16 protein-coding genes are annotated in these 18,493 nt (G+C 59.7%); 5 read left to right on the forward strand and 11 right to left on the reverse strand.

Annotation, left to right across the window (positions count from 1 at the left end; translation table 11 throughout):
• Positions 1 to 136 precede the first annotated feature (136 nt).
• Complete coding sequence (locus ACOYXJ_RS21920) at positions 137 to 2,263, forward strand: TonB-dependent siderophore receptor (protein WP_460371375.1); 2,127 nt, start codon at positions 137 to 139, stop codon at positions 2,261 to 2,263.
• Between the two features lie 409 nt (positions 2,264 to 2,672).
• Here the strand turns inward: ACOYXJ_RS21920 and ACOYXJ_RS21925 are convergent, their stop codons facing one another.
• The 4 genes from ACOYXJ_RS21925 to ACOYXJ_RS21940 all read right to left on the reverse strand — a co-directional run bounded on the left by ACOYXJ_RS21925 (position 2,673) and on the right by ACOYXJ_RS21940 (position 6,603).
• Entirely contained in the window at positions 2,673 to 3,629 is a 957-nt protein-coding gene (locus ACOYXJ_RS21925) for a 2-hydroxyacid dehydrogenase (RefSeq protein WP_460371376.1), read from the reverse strand.
• A 32-nt stretch (positions 3,630 to 3,661) separates the two neighbouring features.
• The gene (locus ACOYXJ_RS21930; RefSeq protein ID WP_150795030.1) at positions 3,662 to 4,420 is read right to left on the reverse strand and encodes an SDR family oxidoreductase; all 759 of its coding nucleotides are present in this window, start codon (positions 4,418 to 4,420) and stop codon (positions 3,662 to 3,664) included.
• Positions 4,421 to 4,461: 41 nt separating this feature from the next.
• Positions 4,462 to 5,154 (reverse strand): fumarylacetoacetate hydrolase family protein, encoded by a 693-nt coding sequence (locus ACOYXJ_RS21935; protein WP_460371377.1) that lies wholly within the window; start codon positions 5,152 to 5,154, stop codon positions 4,462 to 4,464.
• A gap of 99 nt (positions 5,155 to 5,253) precedes the next feature.
• The gene (locus tag ACOYXJ_RS21940; protein WP_460371378.1) at positions 5,254 to 6,603 is read right to left on the reverse strand and encodes an MFS transporter; all 1,350 of its coding nucleotides are present in this window, start codon (positions 6,601 to 6,603) and stop codon (positions 5,254 to 5,256) included.
• A 569-nt stretch (positions 6,604 to 7,172) separates the two neighbouring features.
• Here ACOYXJ_RS21940 and ACOYXJ_RS21945 point away from each other — a divergent pair.
• Positions 7,173 to 8,105 (forward strand): helix-turn-helix transcriptional regulator, encoded by a 933-nt coding sequence (locus ACOYXJ_RS21945; RefSeq protein ID WP_095111883.1) that lies wholly within the window; start codon positions 7,173 to 7,175, stop codon positions 8,103 to 8,105.
• A 199-nt stretch (positions 8,106 to 8,304) separates the two neighbouring features.
• Here the strand turns inward: ACOYXJ_RS21945 and ACOYXJ_RS21950 are convergent, their stop codons facing one another.
• The 4 genes from ACOYXJ_RS21950 to ACOYXJ_RS21965 form a co-directional block, all read right to left on the reverse strand.
• Positions 8,305 to 9,303 (reverse strand): NADP-dependent oxidoreductase, encoded by a 999-nt coding sequence (locus ACOYXJ_RS21950; protein WP_460371379.1) that lies wholly within the window; start codon positions 9,301 to 9,303, stop codon positions 8,305 to 8,307.
• A gap of 55 nt (positions 9,304 to 9,358) precedes the next feature.
• Entirely contained in the window at positions 9,359 to 10,189 is an 831-nt protein-coding gene (locus tag ACOYXJ_RS21955) for an alpha/beta fold hydrolase (protein WP_460371380.1), read from the reverse strand.
• Positions 10,190 to 10,203: 14 nt separating this feature from the next.
• Positions 10,204 to 10,986 carry an SDR family NAD(P)-dependent oxidoreductase gene (locus ACOYXJ_RS21960; RefSeq protein WP_150795019.1) on the reverse strand — a complete coding sequence of 261 codons (783 nt, stop codon included), beginning with the start codon at positions 10,984 to 10,986 and terminating at the stop codon, positions 10,204 to 10,206.
• 61 nt (positions 10,987 to 11,047) lie between these two features.
• Positions 11,048 to 12,148 carry an alkene reductase gene (locus tag ACOYXJ_RS21965; RefSeq protein WP_460371381.1) on the reverse strand — a complete coding sequence of 367 codons (1,101 nt, stop codon included), beginning with the start codon at positions 12,146 to 12,148 and terminating at the stop codon, positions 11,048 to 11,050.
• 141 nt (positions 12,149 to 12,289) lie between these two features.
• On the opposite strand from ACOYXJ_RS21965, the gene ACOYXJ_RS21970 reads away from it, so the two are divergent.
• Together ACOYXJ_RS21970 and ycaC are read left to right on the forward strand one after the other, a co-directional pair.
• A complete protein-coding gene (locus ACOYXJ_RS21970) occupies positions 12,290 to 12,886 on the forward strand; it encodes a TetR/AcrR family transcriptional regulator (protein WP_460372998.1) in 597 nt (198 codons plus the stop codon).
• Positions 12,887 to 13,014: 128 nt separating this feature from the next.
• Entirely contained in the window at positions 13,015 to 13,647 is a 633-nt protein-coding gene (gene ycaC, locus ACOYXJ_RS21975; RefSeq protein WP_007916011.1) for an isochorismate family cysteine hydrolase YcaC, read from the forward strand.
• Between the two features lie 84 nt (positions 13,648 to 13,731).
• On the opposite strand, the gene ACOYXJ_RS21980 is transcribed toward ycaC, so the two are convergent.
• The 3 genes from ACOYXJ_RS21980 to ACOYXJ_RS21990 are packed head-to-tail and all read right to left on the reverse strand — an operon-like array spanning position 13,732 to position 17,248.
• Positions 13,732 to 14,970 carry a nucleoside permease gene (locus tag ACOYXJ_RS21980; RefSeq protein ID WP_460371382.1) on the reverse strand — a complete coding sequence of 413 codons (1,239 nt, stop codon included), beginning with the start codon at positions 14,968 to 14,970 and terminating at the stop codon, positions 13,732 to 13,734.
• Between the two features lie 42 nt (positions 14,971 to 15,012).
• Entirely contained in the window at positions 15,013 to 16,095 is a 1,083-nt protein-coding gene (locus ACOYXJ_RS21985) for a sugar phosphate isomerase/epimerase family protein (RefSeq protein ID WP_460371383.1), read from the reverse strand.
• On the reverse strand, positions 16,085 to 17,248 hold the full coding sequence (locus ACOYXJ_RS21990) for a Gfo/Idh/MocA family protein (RefSeq protein WP_460371384.1): 1,164 nt from the start codon (positions 17,246 to 17,248) through the stop codon (positions 16,085 to 16,087). Before ACOYXJ_RS21990 ends, ACOYXJ_RS21985 begins: the two co-directional genes overlap by 11 nt.
• Before the next feature lie 204 nt (positions 17,249 to 17,452).
• Between ACOYXJ_RS21990 and ACOYXJ_RS21995 the strand changes: the two genes are divergently transcribed.
• Positions 17,453 to 18,463 (forward strand): LacI family DNA-binding transcriptional regulator, encoded by a 1,011-nt coding sequence (locus ACOYXJ_RS21995; RefSeq protein WP_460371385.1) that lies wholly within the window; start codon positions 17,453 to 17,455, stop codon positions 18,461 to 18,463.
• The last annotated feature ends 30 nt before the right edge of the window (positions 18,464 to 18,493 follow it).

Consider the following 18,493-nt stretch of genomic DNA (forward strand, 5'->3'; position numbering starts at 1 on the left):
TGAGTCCGGCTCACGAATCCTGACCAACATGACAAATAAGAATAAGTTTCAATTACACGATCTCTGGTATACCATCCGCGCCGCTGTTCTGGCGGTTTCACCCTTCGTTCTGGCCTATTCACAAGGTTTTCATTTCATGCGTCGTACTCTGCTTTCCATTTGCGTGCTGCAGGCGTTGTCTTCTTCCTCGTGGGCCGAACAGGCCGATTCAACCACCTCAGCGCTTGAGCTGGACGCAACCGATGTGGTCGGTACAGCGGATTACGAACGGGCTGACGGCCCGGTGCAGGGTTACCGCGCCACACGTTCTGCCAGTGCCACCCGTACCGACACCTCGATCCATGAAACCCCGCAATCGATCAGCGTGGTCACTAAAGATGCTGTCGAAGACCTCGGCGCCACCCGTCTGCAAGACGCGCTGGATTACGCCGGCGGCGTCGGCCGCGCGAACAATTTCGGCGGGCAGGGCCTGACCACATTCACCGTGCGCGGCTTCACCACTGGCGAGTTCTACCGCAACGGTTTCCCGATCAATCGCGGCTACCCGAACATGCCCGACGCCAACACCATCGAGCGTCTGGAAGTGCTGCGCGGGCCGGCGACGATGCTCTATGGCCGTGGTGATCCGGGCGGCACCTTCAACGTTGTGTCCAAGCAGCCGTTGGCAGAGCGCACGGTCACGTTGGGCAGTCAGTTGAATGATCAAGGCATGAAGCGCGGCACCCTGGACGCCTCCGGCCCGCTGGATGAAGAGGGGCGTTTGGCCTATCGATTGAACGTGGTGGGTGAGGGCGGCGACACCTTCCGTGATCACGTCGAGACCGAGCGCTACGGCATCACGCCAGTGCTGACCTGGCAGGCCAGCGATGCCACCCGAGTGATCTTCGAGGGTGATTTCATGCGCAACAATCATCCACTGGATCGCGGTGTGACGCGTTACGCCAAACAGATCGGCACCGCCTCGCGCGACACGTTCTTCGGCGAGAAAGACGCCGGCAAGTTGCACAACGACAACAACATGGCGCAACTGCGCTTCGAACATCTGCTCAATGATGACTGGACGCTGGGCGGTGGCTTCCAGTGGCTCGACGGCTCGCTTGAAGGCAATGCGATCGAAGCCAACGGCATTGCCGATGACGGTCGAACTCTGGGGCGCAACTTCAACTACCGCAAACTGGAGTGGACCGACAAGGACACTCAACTCAATCTGACCGGTCATTTCAGCACCGGTGGCTTGCAGCACACCTTGCTGACCGGTATCGAGTATGAAGATTACGACTACAAGTCGATCATTCAGCGCTCCAGCGGCGCGGTCGGCGCCTACCCGATCGACATCTTCGATCCGGTTTACGGCCAACCGCGCCCGGCATTGACCCGCACCCCGACCCACGACAAGGAAAACCTCAAGACCTACGCCGCATTCGTGCAGGATCAGGTGGCGTTGACCGAGCGTCTGAAGGTGCTGGCCGGGGCGCGTTTTGAGCGTTTCGAACACGACTATGAAACCTACGTACCCGGCGGTAAAAACTGGCAGGCCAGCGACAACGCGGTGACCCCGCGCATCGGCGTGACCTACGACCTGAGCGAGACGCTGGCGGTCTACGCCGACACTGCGCGCTCGTTCAAGCCCAATACCGGCGCGAGCCGCGTGGGCGGAGGCTTTGCACCGGAGAAAGGCAAATCCTACGAAATGGGCGTCAAGTGGGAAGCGCTGGATCATCAGTTGAGCGTCGATGCGGCGATCTATCAGATCGAAAAACGCAACGTGCTGACCACCGACCCGGTGGACTCGACCTTCAGTGTGGCGGCCGGGGAAGTGCGCAGCCGTGGTTTCGACCTGAACGTCGCCGGCAACCTGACACCCGAATGGCGCGTGATCGGTGGCTACGCCTACGTGGATGCCGAAGTGACCAAGGACAATGTGATCCGCTCGGGCACACGGTTGATGAACATTCCGCAGAACAGCTTCAGCCTGCTCAACGTCTATGAGTTTCAGGACGGTGCGTTCAAAGGCCTCGGCCTGGGCACCGGACTCAAGTACGTCGACGAGCGCGCTGGGCAAACCGCCAATACTGCTTTCTCGATGGACAGCTACACCGTTGTCGACTTGCTCGGCTTCTATAAGGTCAACGAGAAGGTGCGGCTCAATCTTGACGTGAAGAACCTGTTTGACCGGGATTATGAAGAGGGCGCGTTCGGTAATGTCTACGCCTATCCGGGTGCGCCGCGAACGGTGCAGGTGGGGATTTCCTACACCTTGTAAGCCGCGCTCGACGCTACAACGGCGGCCCCTCACCCCAGCCCTCTCCCGGAGGGAGAGGGAGCCGACCGAGGTGTCTTGCGCTATGCATCGACCTGACAGATCGCGTCGATTATGGATTCATCGGTAATGCCTGACGGTGATGGATTCACAGGCGCTATTGCACGTCGGTGCTCATCGCCAACATCCCCCAATCGGCCCCTTTCCCTGCGGGAGAGGGAGCCGACCGAGGTGTCTTGGGTTATCCATCGACCTGAAAGATCGCGTCGATGACGGGTTCATCCGCAATGCTCGGCAATATTGGATTCACAGACGCTATTGCACGTCGGCGCACATCGCCAATATCCCCCAATCGGTCCCCTCTCCTGGGGGAGAGGGCTAGGGTGAGGGCAGCTGTTTCGGCACCCGCCACTTAGCCAGTGACACAACCTTGCGGCGTTTTCCCGGCAAAGCTGTCCAGCAAGCTCGCCACCACCATTTCTCCCATTCGCGTGCGCGTCTGCAAGGTGGCGCTGGCGCGGTGCGGTTGCAGCACCACCTGTTCGTTACCGAACAAGGCTTCCGGCACATTCGGTTCATCGACAAACACATCCAGCCCGGCACCGGCGATTTCGCCGGCATTCAGTGCCGCCAGCAAATCAGCCTCGTTGACCAGTTTGCCCCGTGCCACGTTGATCAGATAACCGTCCTTGCCCAAGGCCTGTAGCACGGCAGCATCGATGATGGCTTCAGCCTTGTCGGCAGCGGCGGCGAGAATCAGCGCATCGCTGTCGCGGGCCAATTGCTTGAGGTCGGCGACGAACGTGTGGGGTACATCGCTCATCGGTTGCAGGTCGGTGTAACTGATCGGACAGCCGAAGGCCGCCGCTCGGCTGGCCACCGCGCGGCCAACCCGGCCCATGCCGACAATGCCGATACGCATGCCGGACACTTGGCGTGCCAGCGGCAGAGGCGCCAGCGGTGTGGCGCTGTGCGGCCATTGACCCGAGCGTACATAGCGATCACTGGTACACAGCCCGCGACACACGGAAATCAGTAAACCGATGGCAAGGTCGGCGACGTCTTCGGTCAACGCGCCAATGGTCGCCGTCACGCGGATGCCGCGATCCCGAGCGTAAGCCAGGTCAACCGCATCGGTGCCGACGCCATTGACCGCCACCACTTCAAGTTTCGGCAGTTGCGCCATGACGGCTTGGGTGATGCCGGTATGGCCACCGGTGATCACTCCGCGAATATTCGCGCCGTGTTCCTGCAAATACGCCTGTTTGTCCGCCTGCTGGAAATAGCGGCGGACCGTAAACAATTCATCGAGCCGCGTGTTGATTTCAGGAATCAGGATCGGGCTCAGCTGCAAGACTTCTGGCTTCATGTAAACCTCTCTTACCGAATAAAAAGGCCGGCTCAACCGCGGCCGGCAAACGGCATGGCGGTGGCCATGACGGTCATGTTCAGAACGTTGGCCGACAACGGCAGGCCGGCGATGTAGCGCACCGCATCGGCGACATGCTTGACGTCGACCATTGGCTCCACGGCGATGCTGCCGTTGGCCTGACGTACACCTTTGGTCATGCGTACCGACATTTCGGTCAGCGCGTTGCCGATGTCGATCTGGCTGCAGGCGATGTTGAATTCGCGACCGTCCAGCGCCAGGGATTTGGTCAGGCCCAGCACCGCATGTTTGCTGGCGGTGTAGGCGCTGCTGAACGGGCGTGGCGTGTGCGCCGAAATCGAACCGTTATTAATGATGCGTCCGCCCTGCGGCTGTTGCCGGCGCATCAGTCCGAAGGCACCACGAGCACAGAGGAAAACCCCGTTGAGGTTGGTGTCGATCACGTTGCGCCACTGTTCGAACGTCAGTTCATCCAAGGGCACGGCGGGGGCGTTGACCCCGGCATTGTTGAAGACCACATCCAGGCGTCCGTAGACCTCGGCAATGGTTGCGAACAGCGCATCGACACTGACCGGGTCGCGCACATCGGTGGGCACCGCCAGGGCTTCGTGTCCTTCGCTTGCCGCCAGTTCGACCAGCGCCTGTAACGGTTCCGGCCGGCGACCGGCAAGCACCAGGGTGTAGCCGTCGGCCAACAGGCCAAGCGCCACAGAGCGGCCGATTCCGCTACCGGCGCCGGTGACCAGCGCGACTTTCAAAGGTTGAGTGATGGACATTTTGTTGTTCTCCTGTCTTCGAATCACTGCGGCGTTCAGGCCCGCGGGCCGACGCGCATTTCCAGTTGGCCGATCCCGTCGATTCCGGCGTTGATCACATCGCCCGGTTGTAGGCCGTCAACGCCGGCCGGGCTGCCGGTCATGATCAGGTCGCCGGCCCTCAACGCCACTGACCGGGAGATCCGGCTGATCACTTCAGCCACCGACCAGATCTGGCTGTCGAGGCTGTCGCGCTGACGCTCCTCGCCGTTGACGTTCAACCATAATTCGCCTTCGGGATGGCCAGTGCGGGTCACTGGCACGATGGCGGTCATCGGCGCGGCGCCGTCAAACACCTTGGCGCCTTCCCACGGCAAACCATTGCTCTTGGCGGCGCGCTGAACATCACGGCGGGTCAGGTCGAGGCCGGCGGCGTAACCCCAGACATAAGCCAGCGCCTCGCTTTCGGGGATATTCGCGCCACCTTCACCGATGGCCACCACCAGTTCGATTTCGTGGGCGAAATCATCGGTCAGCGAAGGGAATGCCACCTCACCAATGGCGTCGACGACATTGCTGGCCGGTTTCATGAAAAACACCGGTGGCTGGCGCGACTGGCCGACAGCATCTGGCCACGGGTAGTTGCGCCCGACACAAAATACCCGGCCAACGGGAAAGCGCTGCTTACTGCCGACTACGGGCAAGGTCACGGGCAGATCCGGCGTGAAGACGTATTCAGTCATGTTCATCCTGGTAATAGTCCTGTTGGTAGCTTCAGCGTACGGCGGCAGTCGTTGGTGAAGTTGGACGAAAGCCGCCTCCAGTTGGAGAAAACGGTGCTGTTGGCTTTAGCGCACCTTCAATTCGATGCGGTACAAGCGGCCGAGCAGCAGTGAGTAGGAGAGGGTGCCAATCAGCGCCACGCCGCCAATGAACCAGAAGGCCCAGGCGAATGAACCGGTGGCATGCACAATCGCGCCAATCACGATCGGCGTGACGATGCCGCCAATGTTGGCGGCGAGGCTGGTGATCCCGCCGGTCAAGCCGATCAGCTCCTTGGGCGCAACTTCCGATACCGCCGCCCACGAAGACGACGCGATGCCTTGGGCGAAGAACGCAATGGTCAGCACGGCGATGCAGATCGTGTTCGAGTCGGTGAAATTCACCAGCACGATGGACATGCCCAGCATCGAGCCGATCACCAGCGGCAACTTGCGGGCGAACGACATCGAGTAGCCACGGCGGATCAACAAGTCCGACACGATGCCCGCGAGAAGGATGCCGACCGTCGCGCCTACAAATGGCAGAACTGCGAAGATCCCGGCCTTGATCATGGTCAGCTTGCGTTCTTCGATCAGGTAGGTGGGGAACCAGGTCAGGAAGAAGTACAGCGCCGAGGTGCTGGCGAATTTACCAATGCAAATCGCCCAGATCTGGCGGTAGCTGAACAATTCGGCGATTTGCCGCCAGTTGAAACGCGTACGTTCCTGACTGCTTTTGACCAGGCCGCCGCCGGCTTCGATGTACTTCAGTTCTTCTTGGCTGACTTTCTTGCAGTTCAGCGGGTCGCGATACAGGTACAGCCACAACACCCCGAAGACGATGCCGAGTACGCCGGTGCTGTAGAACACATGACGCCAGTCGAAGGTGGTCGCCAGCCAGAGCAGGGCACCGGTAAACAACGCCGTCCCCAGGTATTGCCCGCAGACATAAATACTGCTGGCCAGACCGCGTTCCCGCGCCGGGAACCACACCGTCACCGCACGGCTGTTGGCCGGAAACGCCGGTGCTTCCATCGCACCGACCGCCAGACGCAAACCGAACAAGGACGCGAAGCCCGTGGCAAAGCCCTGGCACACGGTCACCGTCGACCAACTGATCAGGGAAACCCCGTAAGTGAAGCGCGAACCGAAGCGGTCGGCGATGAACCCGGCCGGCACCAGGGCCAAGGCATAAGTCCAGGCAAATGCCGAGAAAATCAGGCCCATCTCGATTTTGTCCAAGCCAAGATCCTTGGCCATGAACGGCGCGGCAATCGAGATATTGACCCGGTCGATGTAGTTGATGATCGTCGCAATCAGCAGCAACGAGAGCATGAACCAGCGCCGCCGCGAGGGCAGACGCTGCGGCACGACGGCGTCCCGGGCGCCGTCTATCACCGGCGGCACGGTGGCTTGGGAAGCATGTGAATTCGACATGAAGAGACCTCGTTATTGTTAGAAGAGTCGAGATGTTTTCGTGCAGCCGAAGGCGTTTGCCCGCGATGGTCGGGGCATGCCAATCGATACTGAAACGAACGGTGCGAACAGCCAGCGTCAGACGTTCAGAAACGTTTTCCAGTCGGCGTGATCGGGACAATGTCGGGAGGGGTGGCGAGGGGGAATAGCAGAATCATGACGTGCGCACCTGTGATTGTTTTTGGAAGAGGTTGGGCTGCGTTGGCTCACAGTGGTCGTACAACGTTGGTAAAGCAACCGAGGGGTTAGAACGTTTTTTTTCTATGGAAGCGGCGTTGCTAAACCTGTCCAAAAAATAAATCGGATTATTTCCTAAGTGTCTTTTTAGATATGTCTGTTAATACATTGATTATTAACAATAAAAAATCTTGATACGTTCTCGGCGGTTTTGGACAGGCTAAACGCCATATCGAGGATAAAAATTCCCTGGAAAGGCAGGTCGTCGTATGACTGCTTGCGTGTATTGCGTACATGTCTGCAAGATGACGGTCGTCAGCTCACTGCCAATACCTGTCGAGGATTCTGCGCAGATGTCGTCACTCAGCCGTATTCCCACCTATGTCATGCAGCAGCGCAGCGAATTGACCGACTTCTACATTCGCGACAAAAAGGGCCGGCGCGCCGAGACCAGTCCCCATCGGCACGAGTATTTCCAGATTCAGATCAACCTCGGTGGCGACACCGTGCAGCACATCGGCAACGTCGAGCGTCCGTTCCCGCGCAACACCCTGGCATTCATCCTGCCGCACCGGGTGCACGTAATCCCGCATCCAGCGGACAGCAATTTCATGGTGATCAATTTTTCCCAGACCTTTCTGCTGCCGCATTTGCAGTGCGACCCGATGGATCTGGAAGAAGTGTCGATCCTGCTAGCGCCGGAGTTATCGCCATTCCGCTTTCAGGAGCATCTGGATTTCATTCTCGGGGATGAGGATTTCGCCAAGGTCTGTGCCTTGATCGAGCAGATGCGCACGCTGGACGAGAACCGTCAGTTTGGTACGCGCGAGATGCTCAAAGGCTTGCTGCTGCAACTGATTGGCAGCGTGTGTTTCCTTTATGCCGAGCCACTCAAGCGTCTGGCCGAGGAGAATGCGGCCGAGGTCAGCCGCCGGGATGCGCTGGGCCGCATGTTCGAATACTTGCGCAAAAACATTGCCGATCCCGACCTCAATCTGATCAAGGTAGCTGCGGCGACATACCTGTCCCCGACCTATCTGACGCACTGGCTACGCAAGGAGATCGGCAAGACCTTCACCGAACTGGTGCTCGAACGCAGGATGCACGCGGCACGCAATTTCCTGCTCAACAGCACGCGCTCGGTGGGCGAGGTCGCAAGGTTGTGCGGCTTCGCTGACGAGGCGTATTTCTCCCGACGCTTTCGGCAGATTCACGGCCAGCCGCCGGGACAGTTTCGCCGCCGGCAACTCAATCCTGATACGCCGCAATCGCCGTTGAACACCTAGGGCTCAAGCATCAAGGGCCGCCAGACGATCGGAGCAACACCAAGTATTGCGTTGTGCTGCTTAGGGTCGGGCGTTTCGTGGTTCGCGGGTTCAGGTGGGTGTTTGTTCTCCGTGTCTTGCAGTTCGTCGGTGGGGGGCTTTTCGGTGTCGCAGGCAACGTTATCCATGGGTCTTTCGCCAGATGATTACAGGCAGGCAACTATTTGATCTGCACGATTACCTTGCCTTTTGCGCGGCCGTGTTCGACGTAAGTCAGGGCTTGGCCCGCTGACTCGAAAGCGAAGGTGCGGTCAAGCACAGGACTTATTTCGCCGGCTTCAATCAGCGTGGTGATTTCTTGCAGTTGCGCACCGTTGGCCCGCATGAACAGGAAGCTGTAACGGACATTCTGCTTGCGCGCCTTGCGCCGAATACTCAGGCTCAACATACGCATGACTTGCCGCAGCGGCCACGCCAAGCCCTGCGCCTTGGCGAACTCGGCTGTTGGCGGGCCTGATATGGAAATCAGCTGGCCACCCGGTTTGAGTACCTTGAGCGAGTTTTCCAGAACGTCGGTGCCGAGGCTGTTCAGCACCACGTCGTAATCGCGCAGTTCCTCCTCGAAGCGCTGCTGTTTGTAATCAATCACCACGTCTGCGCCCAACGCTTTAACCCATTCGACATTCGCGGTGCTGGTGGTGGTCGCGACAACAGCGCCGAGGTGCTTGGCCAGTTGAATGGCGATGGTGCCGACACCGCCGGAACCGGCGTGAATCAAGACCTTCTGCCCCTTTTGCAAACGGGCGATGTCGACCAGCGCTTGCCAGGCTGTCAGGGCAACCAAGGGAATGCCGGCGGCTTGCTCCATATTGAGGTTGGCGGGCTTCAAGGCGACGGCGTTTTGCTCGACGGCGATTCGCTCGGCGAACGTGCCGATTCGCTGTTCGGGCACGCGCGCATACACCGCGTCGCCGGGCTTGAAACCCTTGACCGCTGCGCCAACCGCAATCACCACGCCGGCACAATCGTTGCCAAGCACCAAGGGGAATGAGTACGGCAGAATCAGTTTGAATTCGCCGCTGCGAATCTTTGAATCGAGCACGTTGACGCTGGCCGCATGGACTTCAATCAGCACGTCATGGGCGCCGGGTACAGGCTCGGAGACATCGCCAATACGCCCGTTCTGCTTGCCGTAGCGATCGATAAAATAAGCTTTCATGGTGGGGACGGCTCTCACGGTTCTGGGGGAGGGCAGGGTGCCTGAGCAGATGGGTTCAGCTGTCGAGAAACGCCTGCGCCTTGCTGACAAAGTCAGCGTAGTTCTGGAATATCGCGCCGTGTCCGGCGTCTTCATAAATGATCAATTGCGCGTAGGGAATACGGTTCGCCAGGTCAATCGAGTTGACCGTGGGCACCATGATGTCGTTGTCACCGTTGACCACCAGCGTCGGAATTTGCAGGCCGCCAAGGTTCTGCGGCATCTGTTTTCCCCATGCCTTGATGGCTTTCAACTGCCGCAGAAAAGCGCTGGGTGTCGGGCGCTTGTCGCGATCTTTGCGGCGTTCTTTCAAACGTTGCAGGAAGTCTGTCGCGGCCTGCCGTCCGTTGGCGGTTGTAGTGAAAAACAGATGGAACTTGGGATCGCGCAGAGTCAGCAAGCCCTTGAACATCAATGGCCAGGAAACCGCACCGACCTTGGCGATACCGACTCCGCCCGCAGGTCCGGTGCCGGTCAGAATCAGGCGCCGCACCAAGGCGGGCGCTTTGAGCGCGATGTCCTGAGCAACGAATCCGCCGAGGGAAAAACCCAGCAGATCGACGCTGGTGAAGTCCAGCGCGCAGATCAGGCTGATGACGTCGTCGGCCATCTGCGCGACGGTCAGGGGCGCGGTGCCGCCTGAGCCACCGACACCGCGATAGTCAATGGCGAGCACGCGCCGGGTTCGCGCCAGACCATCGACGATTCGCGGGTCGAAGTCGTCGAGTGCCGCGCCCCAATGATTGAGCAGGATCAGCGGCACCGCCGATTTCGGGCCGAGGTCTCGATAGGCGAAGGCCGTGCCGCCAATCATGATCGATTGGTTGGCGGCTGTGACGAACGGCATCTGTTCCACTGCAATCACGCCAGATAGCGCTGCGCGACCGCGGACTGGCGGATCTGCGCCAACAGGCCCTGCCGCGCGGTCTGCAAGGCATCCCAGCGCTCACCTTCATGCAGCGGCGGAATAGTCACCGGTTCGCGACGATCGAAACCGACCAGCGCCGCATCGACCAGATCGGTGACCTCCATGATCTCGCTCAAGGTGTTGATGTCGATGCCCGCGCGGTCCCAGATCTCGGTACGCGTCGCGGCCGGCAGCACGGCTTGCACGTAGACGCCGAGTGGCGACAGTTCCAGGCTCAGCCCCTGAGACAGGAACAGGACAAACGCCTTGGTCGCGCCGTACACCGACATGCCGAACTCCGGGGCCAGACCGACCACCGAACCGATGTTGATAATCGCGCCGTTACCAGCCTTCGCCAGACGGGGAGCGATGGCACTGGCGAGCCGCACCAGTGCCGTGGTGTTGAGGGCGACCAGATTGGCCACTTTATCGGTGCTCTGCTCGATGAAGTTGCCGGACTGCGCGGCGCCCGCGTTATTGACGAGGATGCCAATGCGCGCATCGTCGCGCAGGCGCGTTTCGACGGTGGTCAGGTCTTTGAGTTGGGTCAGGTCGGCCTGAAGCACATCCACGGCGACGCTGTGTTCGTTACGCAGTTTCGCGGCCAGTGTTTCCAGGCGGTCAAGATCGCGGGCGACCAGCACCAGATCATGCCCGCGTTGGGCGAAACGTTCGGCGTAAACCGCGCCGATGCCGGTCGAGGCGCCAGTGATAAGAACAGTAGGGTGGGCGTTCATAGGGTCATCTCTTTTCAACAAAACGATTAAGGAGAGGCAGTAAATGCGCTGGGGGCTCGGGTTACTGAGCCGCAGCGCTCCATTCAGCCAGGGTCGGGTAGTCGATGTAGCCTTCCGCGCCGCCGCCATACAGGGTGGCGGGGTTGAAAGCGGCCAACGGCGCACCGGCCGCCAGGCGCTCGACCAGATCGGGATTGCCAATGAACGGGCGACCGAAGGCGATCAGGTCGGCGTGGTCTTCGGCAATCCGCGCGTTCGCGAGGTCGAGGTCGTAGCCGTTGTTGGCGATGTAGGTGTTTTTGAAACGCTGGCGCAGAGCGCCGAAATCGAACGGCGCGACATCGCGCGGCCCGCCGGTTGCGCCTTCGACCACGTGCAGATAAACGATGCCCAGCGCGTCGAGTTGCTCGACGATGTAATCGAATTGCCCTTGCGGGTCGCTGCTCGACACCCCGTTGGCCGGCGACACCGGCGAGAGGCGAATGCCGGTGCGATCTGCGCCAATCTCGGCGACGACCGCGGCCGTCACTTCCAGCAACAAGCGCGCACGATTTTCAATCGAGCCGCCGTAGGCATCGGTGCGCACATTGGCGCCATCCTTGATGAATTGATCGAGCAAATAGCCGTTGGCGCCGTGGATTTCCACACCATCAAACCCAGCGGCGATAGCGTTGACCGCTGCCTGGCGGAAATCGTTGACGATCCCCGGAAGTTCGCTGATCTCCAGTGCTCGCGGCGCGGAAACGTCTTCAAAGCGGTTGTTGACGAACACTTTGGTCGCCGGGCGTATCGCGGAAGGGGCAACCGGCGCAGCAGCGTTTTCCTGCAGATCGACGTGAGAAACACGACCGACATGCCACAGTTGCAGAAAGATCTTCGCGCCTTTTTCGTGCACCGCAGCGGTCACCTTGCGCCAGCCATCGATCTGCGCCTGCGTGTAAATCCCCGGGGTGTCCTGATAGCCCTGGCCTTGTCGGGAGATCTGCGACGCCTCGGAGATCAGCAGGCCAGCGGAGGCGCGCTGACTGTAATAGGTGGCTGCGAACTCACTGGGCACAAAGCCTTCGCCCGCTCGATTGCGGGTCAACGGTGCGAGAACAATTCGATTCGCCAGCGTCAGGGAGCCAAGCGTGTACGGCGTGAACAGATTTTGATCGGTCATGGGGTTGGATCCGTGCCTGTGGATGAGCAGCGATAATGTCTGCAATTAGGATGATGATCGAAATCTAAGCTGTCAACGGTTTTGATTATGGCCGACATCTATGTATCATCTGCGCATGATTTTTCAACGGAGGTATTGCACGTGAGAGTCACCAAAGCCCAGGCGCAGGCAAACCGCGAGCACATCGTCGAGACCGCTTCGGTGCTGTTTCGTGAGCGAGGTTTTGACGGTGTCGGCGTCGCGGATCTCATGGCGGCGGCCGGATTCACCCACGGCGGTTTCTACAAACACTTCGGCTCGAAGGCCGATCTGATGTCCGAAGCCTCTGCCAACAGCCTTGCGCGCTCGTTGGCCGGTGCCGAAACCCTTGATGTTCAGGGCTTCATCGACGCTTATGTGTCGAAAGAACATCGGGACGGGCGGGGCAACGGTTGCACCATGGCCGCTTTGTGCGGCGACGCCGCGCGTCAGTCTGACGACGTGAAAACGGCGTTTGCCGACGGCATCGAGCGCACGCTGCAGACGCTTGGCGACAAGTACCCGACAGGGCCCGACGCGGCATCTGGTGAGGGGCGAGTGAAAATGATCGACATGCTGGCGCGTGCGGTTGGCGCGATTATTCTGTCGCGTGCCTGCCCGGATGATTCAGCCCTGGCCGATGAAATACTTGTGGTATGCCACGCTGAAATGACCGCGTCATTGCTGATATCTGCCGACAGTGCAGAAGTGGCTGGTTGATCGGTATTGTCCTTTTTGAGTTGACGGTGAAACGCTTTTCAGCCGATTTATCCCGTCCCTGTGCGTCAGTAATCTGTACCCAACTTGAACGCAACAACAACTTCAAAAACTCAAAAGGGAAGCAGACCATGACCACACCAACCTACAACCGCCTGAACAAAGACGACGCCATCGTGCTGCTGGTCGACCACCAGACCGGCCTGATTTCTCTGGTGCAGGACTTCTCGCCAAACGAATTCAAGAACAACGTGCTCGCTCTGGCAGATCTGGCCAAGTTCTTCGAACTGCCGACCATCCTCACCACCAGTTTCGAACAAGGCCCGAACGGCCCGCTGGTGCCGGAATTGAAAGAGATGTTCCCGGACGCGCCGTACATCGCTCGTCCTGGTCAGATCAACGCCTGGGACAACGAAGATTTTGTGAAGGCAATCAAGGCCACCGGCCGCAAGCAGATCATCATTGCCGGTGTAGTAACGGATGTGTGCGTAGCGTTCCCGACCTTGTCGGCGCTGGCGGAAGGGTTTGATGTGTTTGTGGTGACTGACGCCTCCGGCACCTTCAACACCACTGTGCAGCAGGCTGCATGGAGCCGCATGACTCAGGCTGGTGCACAGATGATGAACTGGTTCTCGGTGGCCTGTGAGCTGCACCGCGACTGGCGCAACGATATCGAAGGCTTGGGCAATCTGCTGTCGCAGCGAATCCCCAACTACCGCAATCTGATGAACAGCTACTCGGCGCTGACCGCACAGCAGAAGTAAGCCAGCGCGATGTAAACGAAAAGCCTGCCCTGAAAAGCAGGCTTTTTGTGTTTTTCTGCCGCAGCGCCTATCAGAGCAGCGTTTCTAGACGGTCGACGGCATCCCCTCCTTTTCGCCGCCTCGGCCTTTGAACGCCAGTGCGAAACACAGCAGAACCACCACCGAAAATCCTGCCGGGAACAGCCATATACTTCTCCAGTCGTGGCCGTTTTGCGCGGTGAAGTGGTCAGTGATCTGACCCGCCACCCAGAATCCGATCAGCATGCCCACACCGTAAGTGGCCAAGGTGATCAGGCCCTGAGCAGAGCTGCGGAAGCGCTCGGGCGCTTTGGCATCGGTGTAGATCTGCCCACAGACGAAGAAAAAGTCATAACACACGCCGTGCAGTGCAATACCGATCAGCAGCATGAACGCTTGGTCGCCATTGTTGCCGTAGGCGAACAACACATAGCGCAAGGCCCAGGCCAGCATGCCGACCAGTAAGGCAATCTTGATGCCGAAACGCTGGATGAACAGGGGTAGCAGAAGCATGAACAGCACTTCGGAGACCTGACCGAGGGCCATCTTCGCGGTGGGGTTGGTGACACCGATTTCGGCCAGGAACGGATTGGCATTCTGGTAATAGAACGCCAGAGGAATGCAGATCAGGATGGACGCGAGAAAGAACACCAGATAGCTGCGATCCTTGAGCAGACCCAACGCGTCCGCCCCCAGCATCTGTTTGATGCCTGGCGCATCGGCGGTGGATTTCAACGGTGCGGTTTTCGGCAGGCTGAAGCTGTAGAGCCCCAACACCAGCGAGGCCACGGCAGACATGAGGAATGTGTTGCGCAAACCGCCGGCGGCGATCGCCTGTTGAGCGTCCCAGGCAAAGCCGAAACTGATCACGATGCCGGCGACGATCCAGCCAACGGTGCCCCACACGCGGATGCGGGAAAACTCCCGGGCCGGGTCTTTGATCTGTCTGAAGGCTACCGCGTTGACCAGGGCCAGGGTTGGCATGTAGACCAGCATGTAGGCCAGCACATAGGGATAAAACGCGCTGAAATCAGTTGCCCGATAAAGCTGAAAGAGCAGCACCGCACCCAGCAGGTGCAACACCGCCAAGATGCGTTCGGCATTGAAAAAACGATCAGCAATCAGACCCACGACAAAAGGCGCAATGATCGCGCCCCACGACTGCGTGGAGAACGCCATTCCCACCTGGCCGCCGTTTGCTGCCAGTGTCGTGGTGAGGAAAGTGCCGAGGGTGACGAACCAGCCGCCCCAGATAAAAAACTGCAAAAACATCATGACGCTGAGTCGCGCATTCATTACGTTCATTTCAATCACCGTATTATTTTTATGTCGGTAACAGCGTTGTCATCAGGGTTCGCCAAGGCCCAGCAGACGCCGGTTGGATTGCTCGTCAGCGCTCACACCGGCGAAATCGTCGAATGCCTTGCGGGTTCGGGTGATCATGTGTCGTTCGATGAAGGCCGCCCCTTCGGCAGCGCCTTGTGCCGCGTCTTTCAGGCAGCATTCCCACTCCAGCACGGCCCAGCCGTTGAAGTCGTATTGAGTCAGTTTGCTGAAGATCGCCTTGAAGTCGATCTGGCCATCGCCCAATGAGCGAAACCGGCCAGGGCGATCAACCCAACCCTGATAGCCGCCGTAGACGCCGGATCGCGCGCTGGCGTGAAACTCCGCGTCCTTGACGTGGAACATGCGGATGCGCGCGTGGTAGCGATCGATGAAGCCCAGGTAGTCCATTTGCTGCAGCAACAGATGGCTCGGGTCATACAGAATCGCCGCGCGTGGATGATGATTCACCGCTTCGAGGAATTGCTCGAAAGAGGCGCCATCGTGCAGGTCCTCGCCGGGGTGGATCTCGTAGCAGAGGTCGACACCGGCCTCATCGAAGCACTCGAGGATCGGCAACCAGCGTTTCGCCAATTCGGCAAAGCCCTGTTCCACCAGGCCGGCAGGGCGTTGCGGCCACGGGTAGACGTACGGCCAGAGCAGGGCGCCGGAAAAGGTCGCGTGGGCGGTCAACCCCAAGCGCTGACTGGCGCGCGCCGCCAGTTTCAACTGGTTGATCGCCCATTCGGTGCGTGCTTGCGGATTGCCACGCAGCGCGGCTGGGGCAAAGTCGTCGAAAAGCGCGTCGAACGCAGGATGCACCGCGACCAACTGGCCTTGCAGGTGTGTCGACAGCTCGCTGATCACCACACCGGCCTTGGCGCATACGGCGATGAGTTCGTCGCAGTAATCCTGACTGTCGGCGGCGCGTTCAAGGTCGATGAAGCGCGTGCCGAGGGTCGGCAACTGAATGGCTTTGTAGCCTTGGGAAGCGGCCCATTGCGCGATGTTGGCCAAGGTATCGAAAGGCGCCTCGTCGGCGATGAATTGGGCGAGAAAGATGCCGGGGCCGCGCATCCCGCTCGGGCGTTGTTGATTAACGTTCATTGGCGGTTACTCCATTGGCAAGGTCAGGTATTGCAGTCCATTTGGCTTCGCCACAATGATTGGCGATGGCGGTCTCGATGAAGGCCATGCCGCGCAGCCCGGTGGCTATGCCGGGAACGCCCGGTGCGTCAGGACCGCTCGCACCGTTGAAAATGGCCTGCGCGAGGTCGCCGTAGAGATTGGCCATGGCCTCGAGGTAGCCTTCCGGGTGTCCGGCGGGCAAGCGCATGCGCCGGGTGGCGGCTTCGCACAGCCAAGGTTGGCCAAGGCCCGAGCGCAGCACGCGCATCGGCTCATTCAAGGGTCGATGGATCAGACTGGCGGGCTCTTCCTGACGCCATTCCAGCCCGCCCTTGTCGCCATACAGACGAATCTTCAGCGGGTTCTCTTCGCCGGCGCACACTTGGCTGGCGATCAATACGCCGCTGGCGCCGTCGGCCATTTTGAACAGCATCGAGGCGTCGTCATCCAGTTGGCGACTGCTCAAATGTGACCCGAGCATCGCGCTGATGAACTGGATGGGTTGACCGGCGACAAACTCCGCGAGGGAAAACGCGTGCGTGCCGATGTCACCGATGCAGCCACCGATGCCGGATTGTTCAGGATTGTCGCGCCAGCCCGCCTGTTTGTTGCCTTCGCCAGCCACATCGCTGCTGAGCCAGCCTTGCGGGTATTCGACGAGGACTTTGCGCAGACGCCCGATTTCACCGCTGGCGACCATCTCGCGTGTCTGCCAGACCATCGCATACCCCAGGTAGGTGTGCGCGAGGGCGTAAATTCGCTGGCTGTTGTTGACCACGCGGGCCAGGTCCTGCACTTGCGCCAGATTGAGCGCAGCAGGCTTTTCACTGAACACATGGAAACCCGCACTCAGTGCTGCACTGGCGATAGGGGCGTGCAGGTGATTGGGCGTGACGATCACCAGCAGTTCCATGCGCTGATCGGCCGGCAGTGCATGTTCGGCGGCGAGCATGTCTTGCCAGGCGTCATAGCAGCGTTGCGCAGGCAACCCAAGCGCCGCACCACTGCGTTGATTGTTGTGGGCGTCGCGGCTGAACGCACCGCAGACCAGTTCGAAGCGTCCATCGAGGCCGGCGGCTTGCCGGTGTGCCTGGGCGATGAAGGCGCCTTCACCACCGCCGACGAAGCCCATTCTTATTTTTCTACCTGCTGCAATCATGGCAATTGTCTCAGTGGATTCATGCGGAACATTGATGATGTAACCGGTTACATCGTCGGCGAAATCTAGGCCTGAAATCAGCGAGTGTCAAACCGTGTCTGACGAATGCCAACGTTTCGGCCCGTGACGCTGTGCGGTAAGCTCGACGGCCGATTTGATTGAAAGAGCGAGGCAGTCTTGTCCAATATCCGCGAAGTGGCACGGCTGGCGGGTGTCTCAGTGGCAACGGTGTCGAGAACATTGAAGTCCCCCGAGCGGGTGCTGCCCGATACCCGCGAGCGGGTCATGGCCGCCGTCCAGCAAACCGGCTATCGACCGAATTTGATGGCGGTGCAGTTTCGCTCGCGCAGAACGGGCAACCTGGTGATTCTGGTCCCGACCATTGCCAACACCTTTTTCGCCAGAGTGATCAGCGGCGCACAAAAAGCCGCGCAGGCCGCCGGATACCGGTTGCTGTTGTGCGACACCCAAGGCCAGGCATCACTTGAGCGCCAATTCGCTGATCTGGTGCACGCCCATCAAGCCGATGGTGTCATTCAGTTGCGCGCCTATGATCCCTTCGAAGAATCTGCCGCCGAGCCAGCACCGGCCCCGATCGTCAATGCCTGCGAAGTCATCCGGCACGGACGGCATCCAACGATCAGTCTGGATAACGTTGCGGCGGCCAAAGCCATGACCGAGCACCTGATCGCGATGGGGCATCAGCGCATCGGACTGATCAAAGGACCCAAAGGCAGCCCGCTCACGCGCGATCGTCTGGCGGGGTATGAGGCGGCCCTGGGCGATGCAGGTCTTGCGCTGGACAACACGCTCATCTGTCACGGCGATTTCACCCTCGACGCGGGCTATTCAGGTGCCGGCAAACTGCTCGCGCTCGACAGCCGACCGAGCGCGCTGTTTTGTGAAAATGACGAAATGGCCATCGGCGCGCTCAAGCGAATCAAAGAGCAGGGGCTGCGTGTGCCGGAGGATATTTCTCTCGCCGGATTCGACGATATCCCAATGGCCGCGTACTGCGATCCACCGCTGACGACCATTTCCCAACCCGCCGAAATGTTTGGCGAGAAAGCCGTGGAAATGCTGATTACGCTGATCGAGAAACAGCCGTTGCCGCAACGGCATGTGGTATTGCCGTTCGCATTGACCAAGCGCGACAGCACGGCGCGGGTTGATCAAGCGGATAGATGAACCTCTGAATTTCCGCGACGGTTTTTAGCC

The organism is Pseudomonas sp. Tul2A7 (assembly GCF_054790505.1).

Coding starts and splice junctions, on each gene's coding strand:
- ACOYXJ_RS21920 (WP_460371375.1), top strand. CDS start 137: ATGCGTCGTACTCTGCTTTCCATTTGCGTGCTGCAGGCGTTGTCTTCT.
- ACOYXJ_RS21980 (WP_460371382.1), bottom strand. CDS start 14,970: ATGAACGTAATGAATGCGCGACTCAGCGTCATGATGTTTTTGCAGTTT.
- ACOYXJ_RS21940 (WP_460371378.1), bottom strand. CDS start 6,603: ATGTCGAATTCACATGCTTCCCAAGCCACCGTGCCGCCGGTGATAGAC.
- ACOYXJ_RS21965 (WP_460371381.1), bottom strand. CDS start 12,148: ATGACCGATCAAAATCTGTTCACGCCGTACACGCTTGGCTCCCTGACG.
- ACOYXJ_RS21955 (WP_460371380.1), bottom strand. CDS start 10,189: ATGCCGTTCGTCACAGCCGCCAACCAATCGATCATGATTGGCGGCACG.
- ycaC (WP_007916011.1), top strand. CDS start 13,015: ATGACCACACCAACCTACAACCGCCTGAACAAAGACGACGCCATCGTG.
- ACOYXJ_RS21925 (WP_460371376.1), bottom strand. CDS start 3,629: ATGAAGCCAGAAGTCTTGCAGCTGAGCCCGATCCTGATTCCTGAAATC.
- ACOYXJ_RS21950 (WP_460371379.1), bottom strand. CDS start 9,303: ATGAAAGCTTATTTTATCGATCGCTACGGCAAGCAGAACGGGCGTATT.
- ACOYXJ_RS21935 (WP_460371377.1), bottom strand. CDS start 5,154: ATGAACATGACTGAATACGTCTTCACGCCGGATCTGCCCGTGACCTTG.
- ACOYXJ_RS21960 (WP_150795019.1), bottom strand. CDS start 10,986: ATGAACGCCCACCCTACTGTTCTTATCACTGGCGCCTCGACCGGCATC.
- ACOYXJ_RS21945 (WP_095111883.1), top strand. CDS start 7,173: ATGTCGTCACTCAGCCGTATTCCCACCTATGTCATGCAGCAGCGCAGC.
- ACOYXJ_RS21990 (WP_460371384.1), bottom strand. CDS start 17,248: ATGGGCTTCGTCGGCGGTGGTGAAGGCGCCTTCATCGCCCAGGCACAC.
- ACOYXJ_RS21985 (WP_460371383.1), bottom strand. CDS start 16,095: ATGAACGTTAATCAACAACGCCCGAGCGGGATGCGCGGCCCCGGCATC.